Source organism: Streptomyces himalayensis subsp. himalayensis (assembly GCF_013778455.1).
Lineage (GTDB): Bacteria > Actinomycetota > Actinomycetes > Streptomycetales > Streptomycetaceae > Streptomyces > Streptomyces himalayensis.
Genome location: NZ_JACEHE010000040.1, coordinates 24,406 through 47,509, shown reverse-complemented (window position 1 = coordinate 47,509; position 23,104 = coordinate 24,406). Strand labels below are relative to the sequence as shown.

Sequence of the window (23,104 nt, the reverse complement as noted above, 5' to 3'; positions counted from 1 at the left end):
GAATCTGCGGAATCAATGCGGAGTCAATACGGAACAAGGGAAGCGAGCACTCTCCGCGGGGCGCGACGGGAGTCCGAATCCGACAGCCGGATCAGGAGTACTCAATGGCTCGAATGACCGCTGCCCGTGCGGCAGTTGAGATCCTCAAGCGCGAGAGCGTCACCCACGCGTTCGGTGTGCCGGGTGCGGCCATCAACCCCTTCTACAAGGCGCTGAAGGAGGCCGGCGGCATCGACCACACCCTCGCCCGCCATGTCGAGGGCGCCTCGCACATGGCGGAGGGGTACACCCGTACCCACCCCGGGAACATCGGCGTGTGCATCGGTACGTCGGGCCCGGCAGGCACCGACATGATCACCGGCCTCTACTCCGCCACCGGCGACTCGATCCCGATCCTGTGCATCACCGGTCAGGCGCCGACGGCCGTGATCCACAAGGAGGACTTCCAGGCCGTCGACATCGCCGCGATCGCCACGCCGGTCACCAAGATGGCCGTCACCGTCCTCGAGGCCGCGCAGGTCCCCGGCGTCTTCCAGCAGGCGTTCCACCTGATGCGCTCCAGCCGTCCCGGCCCGGTCCTCATCGACCTGCCCATCGACGTCCAGCTGACGGAGATCGAGTTCGACCCGGAGACGTACGAGCCGCTGCCGGTCTACAAACCGTCCGCGACCCGCGCCCAGATCGAGAAGGCCCTCGCGCTGCTGAACGCCTCGGAGCGCCCGCTCATCGTCGCCGGCGGGGGCGTCATCAACGCCGACGCCTGTGAACTCCTCGTTGAATTCGCGGAGTCGACGGGGATACCGGTCATCCCCACGCTCATGGGCTGGGGCGCCATCGCCGACGACCACGAGCTGAACGCCGGCATGGTCGGTCTGCAGACCTCGCACCGCTACGGCAACGCGACGTTCCTGGAGTCCGACTTCGTCCTGGGCATCGGCAACCGCTGGGCCAACCGCCACACCGGCAGGCTGGACGTCTACACACGAGGCCGCAAGTTCGTCCACGTCGACATCGAGCCCACCCAGATCGGCAAGATCTTCGCCCCGGACTACGGCATTGCCTCCGACGCCAAGGCCGCACTGGAGCTGTTCGTGGAGGTGGCGAAGGAACTCAAGGCGGAGGGCGGTCTCCCCGACCGCTCGGCCTGGGCGGCCTCCACCCAGGAGCGGAAGGCCACCCTCCAGCGCCGTACGCACTTCGACGACATCCCGATCAAGCCGCAGCGCGTCTACGAGGAGATGAACAATGCGTTCGGGCCCGAGACCCGGTACGTCACCACCATCGGCCTCTCGCAGATCGCGGGCGCCCAGATGCTGCACGTCTACCGGCCGCGCCACTGGATCAACTGCGGCCAGGCGGGGCCTCTCGGCTGGACCGTCCCGGCCGCGCTCGGCGTGGCCACGGCCGACCCGGACGCCCAGGTGGTCGCGCTCTCCGGCGACTACGACTTCCAGTTCATGATCGAGGAGCTGGCGGTCGGCGCGCAGCACAGGATCCCGTACGTCCATGTCCTGGTGAACAACTCCTACCTAGGGCTGATCCGCCAGGCGCAGCTCGGTCTCGACATCGACTTCCAGGTGAACCTGGAGTTCGAGAACCTCAACTCGCCCGAGCTCGGCGTCTACGGAGTGGACCACGTCAAGGTCGCCGAGGGCCTCGGCTGCAAGGCGATCCGGGTCACCGACCCGAACGAGCTCGGCGCCGCCTTCGAGGAGGCGAGGAAGCTCGCCTCAGAGCACCGGGTGCCGGTGGTCGTCGAGGCGATCCTGGAGCGTGTCACCAACATCTCGATGTCCACGACCGCCGACATCAGCAACGTCGTCGAGTTCGAGGAGGTCGCCACGGAGCCGTGGCATGCGCCCACGTCGGTCAGGACGCTGAAGGCCTGACGGCACCACGACAACGCACAAGCCACGGCCCCCGCCCCGGACTTCCGGGACGGGGGCCGTGAATTCCCCCTGTGTGCTTCCCCTGCGGTATCTCCCCCGAGCTGAACTCGAGGCCCGCCGCCCCCGTGCCGGCGGGCCTCGTGTGCTCAGGTTGTGCCCAACGGTGGTCAGAAGCGAAGCCCTCGGGACCGAGTTCAGAGGAAGACTTGAGGTTGCCGTAGCCCGGGTACGCCCGACGGCTACACGCGATGACGTCCGGGCGCATCGTCGCGTCCCGGTTTGCCCGAACTCGGCTCATCATTCGCGTAGTTGAGACCGTGGGGATTGGAATCCGGGCCGCGGCGGCGCCTGGGCGCGACAGGACATATGTCGGCGCCGACGCGGCCCGGAAGTCTCGGAGGGACTCAGTCCGCGGCACCCGAGAGGCGCTCGACGGCGCGCAGCAGCGCCGAGTGGTCGAGCCCGCCGTCGCCCTGCGCACGCAGCGAGGCCACGAGCTGCGCGACCACTGCCCCGGCGGGCAGCGCGGCACCGACGGCGCGGGCGGCGTCGGTGACGATGCCCATGTCCTTGTGGTGCAGGTCGATACGGAAGCCGGGCCTGAAGTCCCGGTTGAGGAAGTTGTCCTTCTTGCGGGTCAGGACCGTGGAGCCGGCCAGACCGCCGTTCAGGACGTCGAGGGCGGCGTTCAGGTCCACGCCGGACTTCTCCAGGAAGACCACGGCCTCGGCGCACGCCTGGATGTTGACCGCGACCATCAGCTGATTGGCGGCCTTCACCGTCTGGCCGGAGCCATGCGGGCCGCACAGCACGATCGTCTTGCCGAGGGCCTCGAAGATCGGCCTGGCCTCGTCGAAGTCGGGCTGCTCGCCGCCAACCATGATGGAGAGCACGGCTTCGACCGCCCCGGCCTCGCCACCGGATACGGGGGCGTCCAGCACGCGAATGCCCTTGTGGGCGGCGGCCTTGGCGAGGTCGACCGAGGTCCCCGGGGTGATCGAGGACATGTCGATCAGCAGGGTGCCCGGCCTTGCGTTCTCCAGGATGCCGTCGGGCCCGTAGGCGACGGCCTCGACCTGCGGCGAGGCGGGCACCATCGTGATCACGACGTCGGCCTCCCCGACGGCCTCGGCGATCGAGCCGGCCGCGGTGCCGCCCGCGGCGGCGAGCCGGTCGAGCTTCTCCTGCTCCAGCGTGTAGCCGGTGACGGGGTATCCGGCCTTGATCAGGTTCTCGGACATGGGGGAGCCCATGATGCCGAGGCCGATCCATGCCACTTTGGGGAGGTGGTGGGGGAGGTTGTCGCTCATGAGGGTGCCTCCTCAGAAAGCCGTGCATGCGTCGGTAAAGCCGTGCGGGATGTCGTGCTGCGTCGATGAGTTGTGGCCGAGCGCCGGTGCAGAGGCGGCGTCAGCGCGCGGCGCGGGCCTCCAGTGGCAGCCAGTCGAAGGCCTCGGCGCTCGGGCGGTCGCCCGGCTTGTACTCCAGGCCGACCCAGCCGTCGTAACCCGCCTTGCGGAGCAGACCGAGGAGCTCTTCCAGCGGCAGTGAGCCGGTGCCGGGGGCGCCGCGGCCGGGGTTGTCGGCGATCTGCACGTGGCCAGTCCGCGCGGCGTACTGCTCGATCACCGACGGCAGGTCCTCGCCGTTCCTGGACAGGTGGTACAGGTCCATGAGGAAACGGGCGTTACCGAGGCCCGTCGCCTTGTTGACCCCCTCGACGACCTCGATGGCGGCCGGGGCGCTCACCAGCGGATAGAGCGGCGACTCCGGCCTGTTGAGGGTCTCGATCAGCAGGGTCGCGCCGATGCGGTCGGCGGCCCGGGCGGCCAGCGCCAGGTTCGCGAGGGCGAGGTCGTCCTGGACGGCCGGGTCCACTCCCTCGACGCGGTTGCCGTAGAGGGCGTTGAGGGCCTTGCAGCCCAGCGACTCGGCGAAGCCGGCGGCCACGTCGATGTTGGCGCGGAACCTCTCCGACTCCTCGCCGGGGATCGACAGGGCCCCGCGGTCAGGGCCCGGCAACTGCCCCGCGTAGAAGTTCAGGCCTACCAGTTGCACACCCGCGTCCTCGATCGCCCTCTGCAGGGCGTCGAGTCGTGACTGCTCGGGCGCGGGCGCGTCGATCCAGGGCCACCACAGCTCGACCGCCGTGAAACCCGCTGCCGCGGCGGCCGCAGGGCGCTCCAGGAGCGGGAGTTCCGTGAAGAGGATCGACAGGTTGACGTCGAAGCGCTGGCCGGTGGCGGCTGTCTCGGAACCAGGCATGAGAGGTAGGCTTTCCTTCCGTATAGCGGAAGTTTTATTTTGCTTAACGGAAGACTGCCTCTGGCTCGGCGGTGGTGTCAAGGCGCCCGACAAGAACGCCCCCGCGCGAATGCGCGGGGGCGTCTGGGGGCGACTGCCGGGGGAGGACCGTTCACAGCGCGTCGACAGCGCTGACCTTCCAGCCGTCGGACGTACGGGTGAGTGTCATCCGCACCCGGTTCAGGTCCACACGGGAGCCGGAGACCTGTGTGCTCTGGGTGACCTGGTTGACGAAGAGCAGGACGACGGCCTTGTCAGGCGAGGCGGACACCACGGAGGCCGCCGGGTCCCCGCCGCCCGCGGGCTTCACCACGGTCGCCTTCACCACCCCCTTGTACTTCGCGGCCGTGGGCCCCACCACCGTCCTCGTGGTCTTCGCGTACTGGTCGCGGAAGGCCCCGGTGAGATGCTCCCGCGCCGCGGCGAAGTCCCGGTCCAGATGCCGGTAGTCGTACGACAGGACGACGGGCGCCGCCTTCCGCGCTGCTGCGAGCGCCTGCCCCCGCGCCTGTTCGGCCTGCCGCCCCTCGCGGTACTGCCAGCCGAGCACGGCCACCGCGACGAGGCCCACCACGAGGAGGACGGCGAGCACCGTCGTGAGCAGTCCCTGTCGGCGCCGTCGCGTTGTGCGCGCGGCGGCGGGAGCCTCGGGCTCCTCCTCGTCGGCGTCCTCGAAGGCCAGTCGCGGCTCCGGCGGATCGTCCCAGCCGTCCGGGGGTTCGATGAGCAGCGTGCGGCCGACCTGCTGTCCCTCCGGGCGCCGCGGGGTCGCGTCGGAGGCGTCCTCCGCCAGGGAGTGGGCCGTGGACCCCGGGGGCTGGTCGGCCACGGGATCGTGGCCGCTGCGTTCCGCTCGCTTGGCCGCCGCGCGAGCGGCCGCGGTCAGGCTCCGGCGGGCGGGGGAGCCGGTGCGGCTTCGGGTCGTCGGGTTCGCCACGGTTCTCTTCTCCTTACGAGTCGTACGGGGCCGTCGGCCGGGTCGTACGGAAGTGCGGTCAGCCGACGAACTCGACGCCGGACGTCAGCCAGCGGCCGTCCACGAGCACGAGGTCGAGCTGCAGCCGGTAGGTGCGGGCCTCCCCCTTGGGCACCGACGCGTTGGTCACCTTGCTGTCGGCGACCACCAGGACGCGGGCCGACCGCTCGTCCGAGCGCGTGATGCCGGCTTCGAGGACCTGGCCCTCGGAGACCGACTTGTTCTCGGCGACGAGTTCGGTCAGCTCCTTGGTCTGCGCCGCGAACTGCTCCTTGAAGTCACCCGTCGCGCCCTTCAGCACGTTCCGGCTGTCCCGGTCGTAGTGCCGGTAGTCGATCGACGTGAAGTTCAGCGCCGACTGCCGGGCCGTAGCCAGGATGTCCTGGCGCCGCTGCTCCGCCTCGTGCTGCTCGTACAGCTGGACGCTCAACCAGCCGGTCACCGCCGTCGTCAGTACCGTCGCCGTGACGAGTCCCGCGGACCATGCCCGGCCGCGGCGGGTGCCGTCCGCGGGTCCGGCCGCGAGCCGCCGCAGCGGGCGGACCGCCCGTACGACGAAGCTCCCGATCAGGCCCCCTCCTGCGCTGCCCCCTGTGCCTTCGGCGGTCGCCTCAGCCACGTCAGTAGTCCTGTCGGTCATGCCATCGGTCCGACGAGCAGCCATTGCCACGACTCCTTTCCGAACACGCTCTGTTCGCCGCCCGTCGAGCCGATCTCGACGAACGTTCCGTCAGGACCGGCGGCGGTGCCGGTCTCCGGGTCGTACGGCGTGACGTACGCCGCCTGGTTCGCGCCGGCCGAACCGGCCGACGCGCCGGGTGCGTTCTGCGCGCCGCGTACCGACGTCTTGCCGCCGCGCGGTGCCGTGCAACGCGCGTTCGTGTTCGCCTCGCGCGTGCTCGTGTCCGCGGGGTCGCGTCGCTGGGTCCCGTATCCCTGGGTGCACGCGGGCGGGTCGTCGGCGTTGAGCACCAGCCCGAAGTGGGTGGTGCCGTCACCCGGGATGACGGTGTAGCTGTCCGCGACCACCACCGGGAAGGTGACCAGGGCCTGTTCCACGCCGGGCAGCCGGGCCAGCGTGACCTGGCCGCCGCTGATCAGATTGGCCAGCAGCACCGGCAGATGCGGCCGCGTCGACTTCAGCAGCGAGTTGACCTCCTCCGCCGCGGGCGGCGTGTTGCCGATCAGCTTGCGCAGGTCGCCGTCGCTCTTCTTCAACTCCGCGGTGAGGTCGGCGAGATCGCTCGAGAACGACTTGATGGACGAGCCCTGGTCGGCCTGCGTCTTGAGGACCGTCCGGGAGTCCTCGATCAGCGAGATCGTCTGGGGGAGCGAGTCGGAGGCCGACTCGACCAGCTCGTTCCCGGAGTCCACCAGCCGGCTCAGCTGCGGTCCCGTGCCGGCGAAGGCTTCACCCAGCTCGTCGACGGTGACCCGCAGATCGTCCTTGCCGACGGAGTTGACCAGCCGGTCGAGGCTGATGATGAGATCCGTGGTGGGCAGCGGCACCCGCGTGTTGCTCCGGGAGATCGTGCTGCCGTCCAGCAGATAGGGCCCGCCGCTGCCCCGCGGCTGCAGGTCGACGTACTGCTCGCCCACCGCCGAACGGTTCGCCACCATGGCCAGCGTGTCGGCCGGTATCCGCGGCCCGCCCTCGATGTCGAGGGCCACCGACACCCCGCCGGAGCCGGTCAGCCGCAGCTTGCCGACGCGTCCCACCGGCACTCCTCTGTACGTGACCTCGGCGCCGGGGAAGATGCCCCCGGACTCGGCGAAGTCGGCCCGCACGGTGTACCCGCGGTCGAGGAGGCTGTCCACGAGACCCGTGTACTGGGCGCCGACGTACGACACACCGACGGCCGTCACGGTGGCGAAGGCGATCAGCTGGGCCTTGACCGTTCGTGTGATCACGGTTGCATCCCCTTCAGCATGAGCTCCGCGAGCGCGAGATCGATCCCGGGTGGCAGGCCGTCACCGTCCTGTCCGCCGTACCCGTACGCGGCGTAGCTGCTGCTGCACACCGGCGGGCACAGCAGGTCGCCGTCCGAAGGGGACGAGGGGGTGGGGGGAGAGTCCGGCACGTCCGGGCCGTCCGGCAGCGCGGTGGGCGTCGGGAGGCCGGGGACGTCGGGCACGTCCGGGGTCTTCGGAAGATCCGGGGTCTCGGGGCCGCCGGAGCCCCCGTCTCCCTTGCCCGACCCGTCCCCCTCGCTGAGATTCCCGTAGATGCCCGCCAGATCGAGATCGGCGGTGATCCTGAGATTGACGTAGTCGCCCTTGATCGCGTCCGTCGCGCCGCGGGGGAACGGATAGGTCGTCAGCAGCTCGAGGGAGTTCGGCAGATCATCGCCCGCCTTGTTCAGCTGCTCCAGGATCGGCCGGAGCAGCTTCAGATTGGCGATCGCGTCGTCCCGCGAGGCGTTGACGACCTCGGTGCCCGTCTTGCCGAGCTTCGACAGGGCGGTGAGCATCCTCGTCAGACTGCGCCGCTGGTCGGCGAGCACCTTCAGCGCGGGCGGCATCGTGTCGACGGCCACGGCTATCGTCTTCTTCTCGTTCTTCAGCCGCTTGGCCAGCCGGTCGATGCCCTCGAGCGCGCGGACGATGTCCTTGCGCTGCGAGTCGAGGCCGCCGAGGAACGTGTCCAGCTCCTTGAGCAGGGACTTGACCCGGTTCTCGCGGCCCTCCAGGGCCTTGTTCAGCTCGACGGTGATCGTCTTGAGCTGGGCCACTCCGCCGCCGTTGAGGAGCGCGGACAGTGCGGACAGCACCTCCTCGATCTCCGGGTTGCGGCCGCTGCGGGACAGCGGGATACGGTCGCCGTCGCCGAGCCGGCCCACGGGCTTGGCGTCGGGCGGCGCGGACAGCGCCACGTACTTCTCGCCGAGCATGCTGGTCTGCCGCAGCTCGGCGATCGCGTTGGCGGGCAGCTTCACGGAGTCGGCGACCCGCAGCCGCACGCGCGCGTGCCAGCCCACCAGCTCCACCTTCTCGACGGCCCCGACGGTGACGTTGTTGACCTTCACGGCCGACTGCGGCACCAGGTCGAGGACGTCCCTGAACTCGACGGTGACGTGGTAGGCGTTGCCGTCCGCGGCGGCGCCTCCGGGCAGATCGACGTCGTACCAGCCGTTGAACTCGCAGCCGGACAGCAGCAGCGAACCGACTGCCGCCCACGCGACCGCCCCGCCCTTGAGCAGCATGCTCTTGCGCCCCCGGTTCATGCGCAGCTCACTCTTGGGCCCCTGGTTCATGCGCAGCTCACTCTTGGGCCCCTGGTTCATGCGCAGCTCACTCTTGCGCCCCTGGTTCATGCGCAGCTCACTCTTGGGCCCCTCGTTCATGCGCGGCTCACTCATGCGCCGGCCCCCAGGATTCCGCCGAGTGTCTTGTCGACCGTGCCCGTGCCTCCCGAGAGCGTCTGACTCCCGGCCTCCGGCAGCTCCGGCAGCGAGTCGAAGAGTTTCTTCAGCTCCTGGCAGTCGGGGTTCTCGCCGCCCGCGTCCCCCGTCGTCTTCAGGACGGAGCACAGCAGTGAGGCCGGGTCCTGCGGGTGCTGGGCGTTGTTGCGGGTGTCGAGGGTGCCGGAGGACGGATTGCCGGCGTTGTGCAGGTTGTCCAGAGCAGCCGGGGCGACCTCCAGCAGCTCCTCCAGCGCCGCCCGCTGCGTGACCAGCACCTTCGTGACCTTGCTGAGGCCCTCCACGTCGGACGTCAGCGACTTCTTGTTCGCCTTCACGAACTCGGACACGTCACCGAGCGCCGTCCCCAGATGCTTCAGCGCCGCCGCCAGGTCCTTGCGCTCCCCGGCGAGCTGCTCCGCCACCTTGGTGAGGCTCTCGTTGAACGACCGCACGCTCTTGTCGTCCGCAGCCAGCGCGGCCGTGAACACCTGCAGATTCCGTACGGTGCCGAACAGGTCCTGCCGGCCGTCGGACAGGGTGGTGACCGCCAGCGAGAGGTCCTCGACGGTCTGGTTCAGGTTCTTGCCCTGCCCTTCGAGATTGTCCGCGCTGACGCCGAGGAGACGCGACAGGGAGCCGTCCTTGTTGGCGCCCTTCGGACCGAGCGCGTCAGCCGTGGTGTGCAGGCTGTCGAAGATCCGGTCCAGTTCGACCGGTACGGCCGTGCGCGACTCGGGGATGACAGCGCCGTCCCGCATCGCAGGGCCGCCCTGGTACACCGGCAGCAGCTGCACGTAACGGTCGCTGACCACCGAGGAGTTGATGATCGCCGCCTTGGCGTCCGCCGGGACCTTGCGCCCCTCGTCGTACACGAGCTCCACCCGCACCCGCTTGCCCTCCGGCGTGATCTTCTTGACCTCGCCGATACGGACACCGAGGACGCGTACGTCCGAGCCGGGGTAGATGCCGACGGTGCGCGGGAAGTAGGCCGTGACGCGGACGGGTTCGGACCGCGGCCACAGGGCGACGGTGAGCGCGGCGACGAGGGCCGCCGCGGTGAGCAGCGCCAGGAGCCGGGCCCGGCGGCCCTGCAGCGTGATCAGGCGTCCCTTCATCGCGAGCCTCCCGTCCGCGGGGTCACAGGGGCGGGGGCGACCATGTTCTGGACGTAGGTGTCGAACCAGGGGCCGTTGCCGAGGGTGTTGGTGAACACCCGCACATAGGGCGCGAGCAGTTTGACGCTGCGGTCGAGGCTCGCCTGGTTGCGTTCTAGCATCGTGACCACGGTGTTCAGGCTCTTGAGCGCGGGACCGATCTGCTTGCGGTTGTCCTCGACCAGGCCCGAGAGCTGGATGCCGAGGGCGGCCGAGCTCTTGAGCAGGTTATGGATGGCCGTACGCCGCCTGCTGATCTCCTGGAACAGCTTGTCGCCGTCCTTGATCAGCGCGGAGAAGTCCTCGGAGCGCTCGGCCAGCACACCGGTGACCCCGTTGGCATGGTCGAGGAGTTCGCGCAGCGCCTTGTCACGCGATGCCACCGTCCGGGAGATCCTCGACAGGCCCTTGATGGACGCCTGAACCTCCTCGGGCGAGTCCTGGAAGGTGGTGGAGATCGTGTCCAGGGCGGTCGCCAGCCGCTCCGTGTCGACCTTCTCGCTCGTGGTGGTCAGATCGCTGAACGCCTGAACGACGTCGTACGCCGACACCGTCCGCTTCAGCGGGATCTCGCTGCCGGGCTTCAGCTGGCCTGTGCCCTTCGGATGCAGCGCCAGGTATTTCGCGCCGAGGATCGTCTTGACCCGGATCGACGCGCCGGTCCGGGTGCCGAACTCCGGGTCGCCCTTGATCTTGAAGACCACCTTCACGTGGTCGCCGTCCAGGTCGACCTCCTCGACCTTGCCGACCTTGACCCCGGCGATCCGCACCTCGTCGCCCGACTTGAGTCCGCCCGCCTCGGAGAAAGCCGCGCTGTACGTGTCTCCGTTGCCGATCACCGGAAGGCTGTCGGCGTTGAACGCGGCGACGGTCAGCAGCGCGAGCGTGGTGAGGCCGACGGCCCCGATCACCACGGGGTTCCTCTCGCGGAACGGGATCATGCGCGGCCCCCTCGGCATGCGCAGCCCCTTCGGCATGCGCAACGCCCGGGGCAGGAGACGTATCCTCATCCGCCGCACCTCGCCCGTGCCACATGGAACTCAGGGGTGAGCACCTCTTTGGTCTTCGGCAGCACGATCCGGCCGTCGAAGTCGCAGAGGTAGAAGTTGAACCAGGAGCCGTAGGTCGCCGTCCCGGTCAACTTGTTGAGCTTGTTCGGCAGCCGCTTCAGGACGCCCTCCACGGTCTTCTCGTTCTTGTTCAGCGTTCCGGTGAGCTCGGTCAGCTCGGCGATGTCGTCCTTCAGCGGCGGCCGGGCGTCCTCGAGCAGCCCCGAGGTGGCGTCGGTCAGTGCGCCGATGTTCACCAGCGATTCCCCGATGGGCTTGCGGTCGGCGGACAGGCCCGAGATCACCCGCCGCAGCTGCTTGAGCAGCCCGGAGAATCGGGCGCCGCGCTTGTCGAGCGTCGCCAGCACGTCGTTGAGATTGTCGATCACGGATCCGATCAGCTCGTCGCGGTCGGCGAGCGTCGTGGTGAGCGAGGCCGTGTGGGCGAGCAGGCTGTTGACCGTGCCGCCCTCGCCCTGCAGCGTCTTGATGATCTCGGTGGCGAGCTGGTTGACGTCCTTCGGGCTGAGCGCGGCGAACAGCGGCTTGAAGCCGTTCAGCAGCGCGTTGAGGTCCAGCGCGGGCTGGGTCCGCGGCAGGGGGATCGTGCCTCCGGGCCGCAGCCGTGTGCCGTCGCCGGCGCCCTCCGTCAGCGCGATGTACCGCTGCCCGACCAGGTTCCGGTAGCGGATGACGGCCCCGGTGCTGGTGAACAGGGGGCGGTCGGCGCTGACCGTGAAGGTGACCTCCGCCAGCGTCCGGTCTTTGATCCGGATGTCCGCCACCTCGCCGACTCGCACGCCGGCCACCCTGATGTCGTCGCCTTCCTCCAGGCTGGTGACATCGCTGAACACTGCGCGGTACGTGTGCTCGGGGGTGAAAGAGATGTTGACGATGGTGGCGGCGAGCAGCGCCGTCGCCAGCACGGTCACCACCGTGAAGAGGCTGAACTTGATCAGTGGCGACGCGGCGTCCCTGGCTCCCTTGACACTCATGCGACGCTCACCGCCGTTCCGCGGGCCATCGGGCCGAACAGCAGAGTCGCGACCGGCGGCACCTCATCGGCAGGCACCCCCATGACGGGTGCGACGAGCGAGCCGATGGCGCGCTGTTCGGCCTCGGTGCTGGACACGTTGACCCCTCCGGGCAGTGTGCCGCCACCCGAACTCCGCGACTTCGTACCGTCGTTGAGTTTGACGGCCGGTGCGGGCACCTGGGGGTGGGGCAGGCCTCTGCAGTTCGGGCCCGATCGCTCTGCATAGCGCGGTTCCTCGCCGGGTTCGTACGGAGATCGCTGGCGGACGACTTCGAGCGTGATGTGCATCGCGCCGCCCCTGAACGTCGCGTCCGACGCCTTGTCCTGGTGCACCAGGCCCTCGAGGAGACAGGGGTACTCGGGCGCGTAGCGGGCGAACAGCTCGAGCGTGGGGCGGGAGACGCGGCCGAGTGTGATCAGCCGGTCGCCGTTCTCGTCGAGGAAGTCGTCCGCGGTGCCCGCGACCGTGGCGGTCGAGGCGAGCGCGGCGGCCAGCTGGTCTTTCTGCTCGACGAGGGTGCGGCTGGTCGTGACGGTGTTGCGGAGGATCCTCATCAGGTCGGGTGCCGCGTCGGCGTACACCTCGGCTACATCCGCGAACCGGGAGATGTCCTCCTGGATCGACGGCATGTGCGGGTTGAGCTTGCGCAGATAGCGCTCGACGCGGGTGAGGTTGTCGCCGATCCGGTCGCCGCGGCCTTCGAGGGCGTCGGAGAACGCGGACAGCGTGGCGTTGAGCTTGCCGGGCTGCACGGTGCGCAGCAGCGGCAGCAGGTCGTTCATCAGCTGCTGCAGCTCCATGCCGACCGTGGTGCGGTCCTGGGTGATGACGTCCCCGGCCTGAATGGGCCTGCCGGAGGAGCCCCGCGGCACCACCAGATCGACGTACTTCTCGCCGAACAGCGTCTTGGGCAGCAGCCGCGCGTGCACATCGGCCGGGATCTGCGGGACCTGCTCCGGCTTGAGCGCGATGTCGAGCGTCGCCTTCTCGCCGTCGGCCCGCACCGCCCGCACCTCGCCGACCAGCAGCCCGCGCAGCTTCACGTCGGCGCGCGGATCCAGCTGGTTCCCGAGCGTGTCGGCCTCCAGCGTGATCCGTACGGCCGGGGTGAAAACCTGCTGGTAGACGGCCACGGACAGGCCGAGCAGCGTTGCGATGACGGCGATGAAGACGACGCCGTACAGGCGCAGTCTCGCCCTCTGAGTGACGATCCGCATCGGCCCTACCCCGCAATCCGTACGGTCGTGTTGGCGCCCCAGATCGCCAGCGAGAGGAAGAAGTCCAGGACGTTGATGGCGACGATGGAAGTCCGCACCGCACGGCCCACCGCGACACCGACGCCTGCCGGGCCGCCGCTCGCGTAGTAGCCGTAGTAGCAGTGCACCAGGATGATCACGACGGCGAAGACGATCACCTTGCCGAAGGACCAGAGCACGTCGACGGGCGGCAGATACTGCTGGAAGTAGTGGTCGTAGGTGCCCGCCGACTGCCCGTAGTAGCCCGTGGTGATGGTCCGGGCGGCGAAGTACGAGGACAGCAGCCCGACCACGTACAGCGGGATGACGGCCACGAAACCGGCGATCATCCGCGTGGTCACCAGGAACGGCAGCGACGGGACGCCCATCACTTCCAGAGCGTCGGTCTCCTCGCTGATCCGCATCGCACCGAGCTGGGCGGTGAATCCGGCCCCGACGGTCGCGGACAGCGCGAGTCCGGCGACCAGCGGGGCGATCTCGCGGGTGTTGAAGTACGCCGACAGGAACGCCACGAAGTTCGAGGTGCCGAGCTGGTTGAGCGCCGCGTACCCCTGCAGGCCCACCTCGGTTCCGGTGAAGAAGGACAGGAAGGCGATCACGCCGACCGTCCCGCCGACCACGGCGAGCGCGCCGCGGCCGAAGCTGACCTCGGCCAGCAGACGCAGGATCTCCTTCTTGTAGCGGCGCAGGGTGCGGCCGGTCCAGGCCAGCGAGCGCCCGTAGAAGGAGAGTTGGGTGCCCAGTTCCTCCAGCGAGCGCAGCGGACGCCCCACGAAACGGCTGATGAGCGCCATCCCTCAACCCCTCTGCGGAACGATCTGGAAGTACACGGCGGTCATCACGAAGTTCGTCACGAACAGCAACATGAAGGTGATCACCACCGACTGGTTCACCGCGTCGCCCACGCCCTTCGGACCGCCCTTCGCGGTGAGCCCCTTGTACGAGGCGACGATCGCGGCGATCGCGCCGAACACCAGCGCCTTCAGCTCGGCCGCCCACAGGTCGGAGAGCTGGGCGAGGGTCGTGAAGGAGGCCAGATACGCGCCGGGCGTGCCGTTCTGCAGGATGACGTTGAAGAAGTAGCCGCCAGCCACTCCGACCACCGACACCAGGCCGTTGAGCAGCACCGCCACCACCATCGAGGCGAGCACGCGGGGCACCACGAGCCGGTGGATCGGGTCGATGCCCAGCACCTGCATCGCGTCGATCTCCTCGCGGATCTTCCGCGCTCCGAGGTCCGCGCAGATCGCCGTGCCGCCCGCGCCCGCGATCAGCAGCGCGGTGACGATCGGCGAGGCCTCCCGCAGCACGGCGAGCACCGAAGCGGCACCCGAGAACGACTGGGCGCCGAGCTGCCGCGTCAGGCTGCCGATCTGCAGCGCGATGACCGCGCCGAAGGGGATGGAGACCAGGGCCGTCGGCAGGATCGTGACGCTTGCGATGAACCAGGCCTGCTGGATGAACTCCCGTACCTGGAAGGGGCGCCGGGGCATCGTCCGGGCGACGTCCAGCGCCATCGCGAACAGATTGCCGGACTGCCGGAGCGCTCCGGTGGGCGACAGACTCATGCGCCCGTCACCGCCTTCCCGTGCAGCGCGGCCTCGCGTTTCGCGATGGCCTCCCAGCGGGGTGGGCGGGTGATTCCCGGGCCCGGCAGCAGGCGGGGAGTCATCTCCTGACTGCCGGGTGTCTGTGCGCGCCCGCCCGTTGCGCCTCCGCCCCCGCCCCCGCCTTCGCCGAGCTGGGCCAGCTCCTGCTCGACCAGAGCGGCGTCCTTCTCCTCCGCCATGCCGATCGGCCCCTGCATCCGGCCGTTCAGAAACTGCCGTACGACCGGTTCGTCGCTGGTCAGCAGCTTCTCGCGCGGGCCGAACATCACCAGCTCGCGCCGGAAAAGGAGACCGATGTTGTCCGGCACCTGGCGGGCCGAGGCGATGTCGTGCGTGACGATCAGGAAGGTCGCGTCGATCTGGGCGTTGAGATCGACGATCAGCTGGTTGAGATACGCGACGCGCACCGGGTCGAGGCCGGAGTCCGGCTCGTCGAAGAGGATGATCTCCGGATCGAGCACCAGGGCCCGGGCCAGACCGGCCCTTTTCCGCATACCTCCGGATATCTCACCCGGCAGCTTCTCCTCGGCGCCGATCAGCCCGACCATGTCCATCTTCTCGAGGACGATCCGCCGGATCTCGCTCTCGGACTTACGGGTGTGCTCGCGCAGCGGGAAGGCGATGTTGTCGTAGAGGTTCATCGAGCCGAACAGCGCACCGTCCTGGAACAGCACCCCGAACAGCTTCCGCACCTCGTACAGATCGTGCTCGCGGAGCTTGGTGATGTCCTGGCCCGCGATACGGATCGAGCCCCGCTCCGGCTTCAGCAGTCCGACGAGCGTCTTGAGGAACACCGACTTGCCCGTGCCCGAGGGGCCGAGCATCACCGATACCTCTCCGGCAGGCAGCGTCAGCGAGACGTCCTGCCAGATGACCTGGTGTCCGAAGGACTTGGTCAGCCCTTCCACACAGATCTCGACACCCATCCGGTCCACCCTTCAGCCCGTGGAGCAGCTCCGACATCTGCTCTACGGGGAGAGGAAGGGCGTCCGTCGCTCCGGTGACCGAATTTTTTCGCGAGGCCGGATCAGGCGGGGCTGGATCAGGCGGGCAGGATCAGGCGGGCCGGATCAGGAGGGCCGGATCAGGAGGGCCGGATCAGGCGGGGCTGGATCAGGCGGGCCGGATCAGGCGGGCCGGGTCAGCGAGGGAGACCGCCGGGCAGGTCGTCGGCGGGCGCGTTCTGCGTACCCGTGGCGTCCACCAGCGCGGAGGCATTCGGGGTGACCGTCGCGTCCGGGACCTCCACCTCCGGCACGGAGGGCACCTCGGTCGCGTCGGGAACGCCGGGCACCTGCGGCACCTCGGGCACGGACGGGACCTGGGCCACCTCCGTCAGGTCAGGGGCGGACAGCGTCGGCAACGGCTCCACGGAGACAGCCGGGACTCCTGACAAGGAGACCTCCGGCACGGGCAGCGGCAGCAGTGACTCGTCGCCGGCCGATCCCGCGCCTTCCGTGCCACCCACCGCCTGCGTCCCCGGCAGGTCGCGTGCGGGGGCCGGCGTACGCCCGTCCGCACCCGTCCCCGACACCTCCGTGGTCTGCGCGGTGTCCGAGACGGATGGCCGCGGTGCCGTGCCGTGCCCGTCCCCGTGATGTGCGTACGGCAGCACGAAGCCCGCCACCGCCAGGGTCGCCGCCGTCGAGGCCGCAGCGACCACCTGCACGTGACCGCCCGCCCGCGGCCGGCCGCGTCCGACCAGGAACAGGACGACACCCAGCGTGGCCGCCAGCGAGTTGCGCAGCGTCCGCCGGGCCCTGGCGAGCAGCGACTCGACCGTCCGGTAGCTCAGCCCCATCTTGACGGCGACCTGCCCGACGTCCAGCTCCTCGGACTTCAGCCAGATCGCCTCCGCCTGGCGCGCGGGCAGCTCATTGCTGCGTACGGCCAGCCACCGCGCCTCGGCCCGGTCGCACACCGCCTCCTCGACGGGCACAGGTCCGGGCGTCACCAGCGTGGGGCTGGTGCGCACCTCGGCCTCACGGTTGACCTGACGGTGGCGGTCGATGCACAGCCGCATCGTCACGGTCGTCAGCCAGGCACCGAGCCGCTCGTCGTCGAGGTCCGGCCGCTCAGCGGCGCGCAGCATCGCCTCGTGCACCGCGTCCTCGGCGTCCTCCGGGCTCAACGACCGACGGCGGGCCACCTTGAGCAGCTGCTCGCGGTGGCTCCACATGCGCTGCCAGCGGTCCCGCTCACCGTCCGGCTCTTCATCCGCTCCGTCCGCATGAGCTGGATGCATGTCCGTCGTCATGAGAGGGCCCCTTCGCGCTCACCCGCCGGTCGTCCCGTGCTTGCCCGGCGGGTCGCGACATTACCGCCCGGTATCCGGTGTTGTGGAGGGGGAGGCGCTCATCGAGTCCTTACCGTTGCTGGCCAGCGGCTCGGCGTCCGTCAGCACCCCGTCACCGGGCAGGTCCACGGTGGGATCCGGAAGGGGAAGTACGGGCTCCCGCGTCTCCTCCGCCGGGCGGGTCTTCGAGGGTGACGGTGACGGCGAGGAGGGCGTGGGGGCCGGGGAGGACGGCGCACCGGATGAGCCGCCGGGGCGGGGCTCCTGCCGCGAGGGCGCGGGTGAAGTCTCGGGCCGCGCCGTCTCCGAAGGCTTCTTCTTCGGGCTCGCATCGGACGTACCGGGTTTGTCCGGCACCACCCGGTGCCCGTCGAGGAAGTACGCGAGCCAGGCCCTGACCGTACGCAGATAGGCCCGCGAGTGGTTGTAGCCGAGGATCGCCCGGTCCAGGTCCGCCGGGCCGGAGAGATCGCGCCCGCCCGCGCACAGATAGCGCCCGGCTGCGAGTGCCGCGTCAAAGATGTTGTGCGGGTCGGCGCGTCCGTCGCCGTTGCCGTCCGCGCCCCAGGACGCCCAGGTCGACGGGATGAACTGCATCGGCCCGACGGCCCGGTCGTACACCGTGTCCCCGTCGTACGCACCGCCGTCGCTGTCCCGGATGAGGGCGAACCCGTTGCCGTCAAGACGCGGCCCGAGGATCGGCGCCAGAGTCGTGCCGTCCGCGGTCACGCGGCCGCCGCGCGCCTGCCCGGACTCCACCTGGCCGATGGCGGCGAGTAGGTGCCACCGCAGACTGCAACCGGGCGCGCTGCGCGCCAGCTCGGACTCCGCATGCCGGTAGGCGGCGAACACGGTGGCCGGCAGCGCGCCGCCGACCGCGGCGGAGTCCCCCGCCGACGAGGCCTCTGCCGACAACGTTCCCGACCCGTCCCGCACCCGCAGCGGCGGGAGCTCGGCGCGGAACGGCGTGTCTCCGGAGATGCTCGGCCCGCGTTCTGTGGCGCTCTCGGGGGCCGGCGCCGATGCCCGTGCCACCGCTCCCGGCGCCTGGGACGCGGTGAGCGCGGCCATGGCCGCCGCCGCAATCGCCGTGCCCCTGACTCCTCTTCCGGTTCCTCTTCGCGTACGTCCTGCCATGGCGCAGCAGCCCCTCCCTGTCGCGTCGCCGCACCGCAGATGAGAGACGGCACGGCTTCCGTCATCTGCTCTACGGCGAGAAGGCGCGGATCCGTCGCGGGGGAGGAGAGTCTCGGCCTCTCCCGGTCACTCGGCGTGGGGCGGCTGGTAGGCCAGCTGGACCTGCCGGACCCCGGTGCGCCGGCCGGTGAGCGTGGCGCGGCCGGGCTGCCGGCGGAACGGGACCACCGAACCGATCAGCTGCCCTTCGGACTTGTCGCCGGAGAGCGTGAGCCCGTGCGCGCCCTGCTCCCGCAGGGACTGCATGAACGGTTCGTACATGGCACGGCCCGCCCCGGCCGAAGTGCGGCACAGCACGATGCGCATCCCGGTGTCCCGTGCGAACGGCAGGTAGTCCAGGAGACGGTGGAGGGGGTTGCCCGAGGCCGTCGCGACGAGGTCGTAGTCGTCCACGAGGAGGAAGATGTCGGCGCCCGTGTACCAGCTGCGGTGGCGCAGTTGCTCCGCGGTGACGTCCGGCGGCGGCATCCGTCTGGCCATGAGGTCGGCCAGGGCGTCGATGTGAGGCTGCAGTTGCATGCCGCTCGGGATGTACTCCGCCACGTAGTGGGGTGGCAGGTCCCCCAGCAGCGAACGCCGGTAGTCGATGACCACCAGCTGCGCCTCCTGCGGCGTGTACCGCTCGCTGATCCTCTGGGCGAGCAGCCGTAGCAGTGACGACTTGCCGGACTCGCTCTCCCCGATGGCGACCAGAAACGGGTCGGTCTGGAAGTCGACACCGAAGGGCAGCAGGGTGCTCTCGTCCAGCCCCAGGAGGAGTTCGCCCTTGGAGCCGCCCGACTCCCGGGGAAGCGCGTCCACCGGCAGCAGCGCGGGCAGGACGCGTACGGGCGGGGCGGTCGGTCCTGTCCACCGGGACCGGATCGCATCGACGAGGTCGGCGGTGGCCTCTGCCAGTCCGGCCGGGGCGTCCGGACCGTCGCCGAGCCGCGGCACGGCGGCCAGGAAGTGGTGCTTGTCGGGGGTCAGACCGCGGCCCGGGGCGCCGACCGGGACGTTCACCGCCTCCCGTCGTGAGATCTCCGAGTCCGCCGGGTCGCCGAGGCGCAGCTCGACCCGGGTGCCGAAGTACTCACGCAGCGCCGGACGGACATGGGCGTAGCGGGTGGCCGTGAGCAGCAGGTGGACGCCGTATCCGAGGCCGCGTGCCGCGATGTCGGCGACGGTCCCCTCCAGCTGCTCGTAGTCCTGCCTGAAGCTCGACCAGTCGTCGATGACCAGGAAGACGTCGCCCCATGTCTGGTCCGGCCACTTCCCGGCCGCGCGACCTTGGCGGTACGCGGCCATGGAGTCGATCCCGTTGGCCCGGAAGAACTCCTCCCGCGCGGCGAGCACGCCGGCGACCTCCGCGACCGCACGGCGCACGTGCTCCGGTTCGAGCCGAGAGGCCACACCGCCCGCATGCGGCAGATCCTGGAGCGTCCGCAGGCTCCCGCCGCCGAAGTCGAGGCAGTAGAACTGCGCTTCGGACGGTGTATGGGTGAGCGCGAGCGCGCAGACGACCGTACGCAGCAGCGTCGACTTGCCCGTCTGGGGTCCGCCGACGACCAGGCCGTGCCCGGCCGGTCCCGAGAAGTCGAGCCACATCGGATCGCGGCGCTGCTGGAAGGGCCGGTCCACGAGTCCGGCCGGCACGATGAGCCGGCCCAGCCCCTCGTACGCCGGAGGGTGCAGCCCGCGCTCCGAGGTGGCCGCCAGCTCCGGCAGCAGGTCGCCGAGGGCGGCCGGGACGTCCAGCGGAGGCAGCCACACCTGGTGCGCGTGCGGCCCCTGGCCCTCCATCCGGCGGACCAGCACGTCAAGCAGGCTCTCCGCGAAGACGTCTCCGAAGACGTAGTCGTCGGTGGCGGACGGTTCCTGCTGAGGGGTGTGGGGAGCTGACACGTACGCGGCCCGGAAGCGGGTCAGTTCGCCGGTGCCGTGCTTGAGATAGCCGGTGCCGGGAACGGGGGGCAGATGGTAGGCGTCCGGTACGCCGATCGTCGTCCGGGACTCGCTGGCGGAGAAGGTCCGCAGGCCGATCCGGTACGACAGGTAAGTGTCCAGGCCCCGCAGCCTGCCTTCCTCAAGACGCTGCGAGGCCAGCAGCAGATGCACGCCGAGCGAGCGGCCGACCCGACCGATCTGGACGAAGATGTCCATGAACTCCGGCCGTGCGACCAGGAGTTCGGAGAACTCGTCGATCACGACGAGCAGCGAGGGCAGGGGATCCAGCGGGGCGCCGTCCGCCCGGGCCGCTTCGTACTGGGTGACGTTGGGGTAGTTGCCCGCCGCGCGGAGCACCTCCTGGCGGCGCGTGAGTTCGCCGGTGAGCGCGTCCCTCATGCGGTCCACGAGCGTCAGGTCGTCGGCGAGATTGGTGATGACCGCCGAGACGTGCGGCAGGTGCGACATGCCGGCGAAGGTGGCACCGCCCTTGAAGTCGGCCAGGACGAAGTTCAGCGTTTCGGACGAGTGCGTGGCGGCGAGGCCGAGGATCACGGTGCGCAGCAGTTCCGACTTGCCGGAGCCGGTGGCGCCGATGCACAGGCCGTGCGGTCCCATGCCGCCGTGCGCCGCCTCTTTGAGGTCGAGGAAGACGGGGCGGCCGTCCTCGCCGGTCCCGACCGGCACCCGCAGCCGCTCCTGCGGTGGGCGCTGCGGCCAGGAACGGGTCACGTCGAACTGCTCGGCGTCGCCGATGCCGAACAGTTCCGTGAACGGAATGTCGGTGCGTGGCTGGGGCGGCGCCGTGTCCGGCTGCACGCCGAGCCAGAGTTCGCGCATCCGCTCTGTCGTGTCGGCCAGGGCCCTCCTGGCCTCCGCGGACGTGGCGACCTCCTCCAGGTGGGGCACGGCCACACGGAAGCGCCGGCGGCGCGACAGGGCCCAGCCGACGCCGACGCTCGCCGAGAGCGTGGCATCGATCTGGGACTCCGCCGGGTCGTCCAGGGCGAGTTCGACACGGGTCCCGAGCAGCCCGAGGAGATTCGTACCGAAGTCGCTCCACCGGCGAGCGGAGACGAAGAGGTGGACGCCGTAGTTCAGGCCCGAGTTGGCGAGCCGGTGGACCTCCTTGGCGAAGTCGGGTATCTCCCAGTCGAAGTCGAGCCAGCCGTCGATCACGAGGAAGACGTCGCTGCCGCAGTCGCGCGGCAGCCGTCCCGCAGCGCGCAGCTCGCGGAACTCCTCGACGGAGTCGATGTCCAGCTCCTGGAACAGGGCCCGCCGGGCGGCCACGGCCTCCCTCACCGCGTCGAGGACCTCCGTGACCGCCTCGTGCTCATGGGTCGCGGCGACCTTCCTGACATGGGGCATCGACCGCAGCACACCGAGCCTGTTGACGGCTCCTTCCAGCAGGTAGAACTCCGCCTCGTTCGGTGTGTGGGTCAGCGCCAGCGACATCACGAGGACACGCAGCAGTGTCGTCTTGCCGCTGCCCAGCTTGCCGACGATCGCCGCGTTCCCCTCCCGGCTGGAGAGGTCCAGACACATGGGCTCGCCGCCGGAGCCCGCCGGCGCCCGGCCGATCGGCACCAGCAGCCGGGAGGCGCCCTCCCACGAGTCGCAGATGAATCCCCGGTCCGGGGTGTCGACCGGGGGCGGGAGCAGTGTCCCCAGCACCAGCTCGTCCGTCCGTGCCGCCCGGGAGGACGAGCCGGCGAACGGGTCAGTGCGCGCCGCGTACGCGAGGGGGACATGCCCCTCACACTGGCCGGACTTGGTGGGTGTCTGATCCGGACCGCTCTGGTTGATGACGGCGTCGTGCACGTACGTGTACAGCTCGTCGGGTGTGATCACACCGTCGCGGTCGAGATCGGCGAGCCCCGTGCTGAGCCCCTCGTTGACCGCCGCGGTGAAGCGTGACATGGGCCGGGAGTTGTCCAGCGTGAGCTGGTCGCCGTCATACGCGTATTCGAGTGCTGTGGACGCGGTGATCACGAAGGTGCCGCGGCCCACCAGCGCCGCCTCCACATCGACCGGGGCCGGGGACATGGGGGTGCCGCGGTGGAACAGGCCGCTGTAGCAGCAGTCGAGGAGCACGATCTTGGTGCGGGCCTCGCACTCGTCCAGGAGCTGATGGACGAGGTCGGCGCGGACGGCGGTGGTGTGGGGGCGGCCGAGGTCCGTGCCGATGGTCGCGAAGAACAACCGGTCGGTGTCGTTCCGGATGCCGTGGCAGGCGAGGTAGAGCAGGACGAGGTCGTCGGGCGCGCGATTGCTGAGCAGTGCCTCGATCTCCCGCTCGATCTCCTCCTTCGGCCGGTTGGTGAGCGTACGGACGAAATCGAAGCGGCCCACCGCCTCGTCCTTCAACAGGACTTCGAGTTCCTCGGCGCCGCGTGCGGGCGAGCGGAGCTGGTTGAGACCCGGGTCGACGTATCCGTCAGTCGCGACCAGCAGCGCGATCCGGCGTCCCGCCATCGCTGCCTCCCGGCTCCCCGCTGCCGCCGTCCGCGCCCGGTCCCGCGGCGATCCTCGCCGCCACGACCTCCACCAGCTTGTTCTGGTCCTTTGCGGACAGCGCCTGGAACGTGCCCTTGTTGCCGTCGAACTCCCACTCCACAGAGCGGTCCTTGGAGCGCTGGATGTAGGCCACCAGTACGTTGCTCAGGGCCTTCAGGCTCGCCGCCGAGAAGGCGCCGCCGAGGACGAGGGCGCCGATTTCGTATCCGGCGGAAGCCATCGAGCCGGCCGGGGCGGGAGCCTGCTTGCGCTCCACGTGGAACAGGCCGAGCGCCCGCAAGTCCTTGTAAAGACTCCGTACTTGGCGCTCCACCTGTTCGTCGGACGCGGCGGGTCCGGCCTCGACCCGGAGCACCAGCTCGTACACCATGCCTCCCTGGCACCGCAGTTCACCGTCGTCGGCTGATCGTATAGCGAGTCAGGCGGCCTGCGTGAGCCGATGCAGACCTGTTGTTCGCGTGCACACCGCTCCGGCGTCCCGTTCAG

At 69.9% G+C, this 23,104-nt stretch carries 18 protein-coding genes; 1 reads left to right on the top strand and 17 read right to left on the bottom strand.

Going from position 1 to position 23,104, the window contains the following annotated elements:
• Positions 1 to 113 precede the first annotated feature (113 nt).
• Positions 114 to 1,889: a glyoxylate carboligase gene (gene gcl / locus H1D24_RS36955; RefSeq protein ID WP_181662110.1), complete on the top strand. Its 1,776-nt coding sequence runs from the start codon at positions 114 to 116 to the stop codon at positions 1,887 to 1,889.
• Positions 1,890 to 2,293: 404 nt separating this feature from the next.
• Here gcl and H1D24_RS36950 read toward each other — a convergent pair whose 3' ends face one another.
• The 17 genes from H1D24_RS36950 to H1D24_RS36870 all read right to left on the bottom strand — a co-directional run bounded on the left by H1D24_RS36950 (position 2,294) and on the right by H1D24_RS36870 (position 22,988).
• Positions 2,294 to 3,199, bottom strand: coding sequence for a 2-hydroxy-3-oxopropionate reductase (locus H1D24_RS36950; protein ID WP_181662109.1), 906 nt, complete (start codon positions 3,197 to 3,199; stop codon positions 2,294 to 2,296).
• Between the two features lie 100 nt (positions 3,200 to 3,299).
• A complete protein-coding gene (locus tag H1D24_RS36945) occupies positions 3,300 to 4,154 on the bottom strand; it encodes a TIM barrel protein (RefSeq protein ID WP_181662108.1) in 855 nt (284 codons plus the stop codon).
• A 151-nt stretch (positions 4,155 to 4,305) separates the two neighbouring features.
• Positions 4,306 to 5,130: an Rv1363c family protein gene (locus tag H1D24_RS36940; RefSeq protein WP_181662107.1), complete on the bottom strand. Its 825-nt coding sequence runs from the start codon at positions 5,128 to 5,130 to the stop codon at positions 4,306 to 4,308.
• A gap of 58 nt (positions 5,131 to 5,188) precedes the next feature.
• Positions 5,189 to 5,788: an Rv1363c family protein gene (locus H1D24_RS36935; protein ID WP_374064513.1), complete on the bottom strand. Its 600-nt coding sequence runs from the start codon at positions 5,786 to 5,788 to the stop codon at positions 5,189 to 5,191.
• 17 nt (positions 5,789 to 5,805) lie between these two features.
• Positions 5,806 to 7,080 carry an MCE family protein gene (locus H1D24_RS36930; RefSeq protein ID WP_181662106.1) on the bottom strand — a complete coding sequence of 425 codons (1,275 nt, stop codon included), beginning with the start codon at positions 7,078 to 7,080 and terminating at the stop codon, positions 5,806 to 5,808.
• Positions 7,077 to 8,372 (bottom strand): MCE family protein, encoded by a 1,296-nt coding sequence (locus H1D24_RS36925; protein WP_181662119.1) that lies wholly within the window; start codon positions 8,370 to 8,372, stop codon positions 7,077 to 7,079. Before H1D24_RS36925 ends, H1D24_RS36930 begins: the two co-directional genes overlap by 4 nt.
• Before the next feature lie 152 nt (positions 8,373 to 8,524).
• The gene (locus H1D24_RS36920) at positions 8,525 to 9,688 is read right to left on the bottom strand and encodes an MCE family protein (RefSeq protein WP_181662105.1); all 1,164 of its coding nucleotides are present in this window, start codon (positions 9,686 to 9,688) and stop codon (positions 8,525 to 8,527) included.
• Positions 9,685 to 10,668 carry an MCE family protein gene (locus H1D24_RS36915; protein ID WP_181662118.1) on the bottom strand — a complete coding sequence of 328 codons (984 nt, stop codon included), beginning with the start codon at positions 10,666 to 10,668 and terminating at the stop codon, positions 9,685 to 9,687. The genes H1D24_RS36920 and H1D24_RS36915 overlap by 4 nt, the downstream gene beginning before the upstream one ends.
• 65 nt (positions 10,669 to 10,733) lie before the next feature.
• Entirely contained in the window at positions 10,734 to 11,771 is a 1,038-nt protein-coding gene (locus tag H1D24_RS36910; protein WP_181662104.1) for an MCE family protein, read from the bottom strand.
• The gene (locus H1D24_RS36905; RefSeq protein WP_181662103.1) at positions 11,768 to 13,030 is read right to left on the bottom strand and encodes an MCE family protein; all 1,263 of its coding nucleotides are present in this window, start codon (positions 13,028 to 13,030) and stop codon (positions 11,768 to 11,770) included. The genes H1D24_RS36910 and H1D24_RS36905 overlap by 4 nt, the downstream gene beginning before the upstream one ends.
• A 5-nt stretch (positions 13,031 to 13,035) precedes the next feature.
• Entirely contained in the window at positions 13,036 to 13,863 is an 828-nt protein-coding gene (locus H1D24_RS36900; protein ID WP_181662102.1) for an MlaE family ABC transporter permease, read from the bottom strand.
• A 3-nt stretch (positions 13,864 to 13,866) separates the two neighbouring features.
• A complete protein-coding gene (locus H1D24_RS36895; RefSeq protein ID WP_181662101.1) occupies positions 13,867 to 14,637 on the bottom strand; it encodes an MlaE family ABC transporter permease in 771 nt (256 codons plus the stop codon).
• Entirely contained in the window at positions 14,634 to 15,605 is a 972-nt protein-coding gene (locus H1D24_RS36890) for an ABC transporter ATP-binding protein (protein WP_181662100.1), read from the bottom strand. The genes H1D24_RS36895 and H1D24_RS36890 overlap by 4 nt, the downstream gene beginning before the upstream one ends.
• Before the next feature lie 215 nt (positions 15,606 to 15,820).
• Positions 15,821 to 16,936, bottom strand: a complete 1,116-nt coding sequence (locus H1D24_RS36885; protein WP_181662099.1) for a sigma-70 family RNA polymerase sigma factor — start codon at positions 16,934 to 16,936, stop codon at positions 15,821 to 15,823.
• A 60-nt stretch (positions 16,937 to 16,996) separates the two neighbouring features.
• The gene (locus tag H1D24_RS36880; RefSeq protein WP_181662098.1) at positions 16,997 to 18,046 is read right to left on the bottom strand and encodes a lytic transglycosylase domain-containing protein; all 1,050 of its coding nucleotides are present in this window, start codon (positions 18,044 to 18,046) and stop codon (positions 16,997 to 16,999) included.
• A 192-nt stretch (positions 18,047 to 18,238) separates the two neighbouring features.
• Positions 18,239 to 22,576 (bottom strand): type VII secretion protein EccCb, encoded by a 4,338-nt coding sequence (gene eccCb / locus H1D24_RS36875; protein WP_181662097.1) that lies wholly within the window; start codon positions 22,574 to 22,576, stop codon positions 18,239 to 18,241.
• Complete coding sequence (locus H1D24_RS36870; RefSeq protein WP_220137655.1) at positions 22,539 to 22,988, bottom strand: hypothetical protein; 450 nt, start codon at positions 22,986 to 22,988, stop codon at positions 22,539 to 22,541. The genes eccCb and H1D24_RS36870 overlap by 38 nt, the downstream gene beginning before the upstream one ends.
• Positions 22,989 to 23,104: the final 116 nt, after the last annotated feature.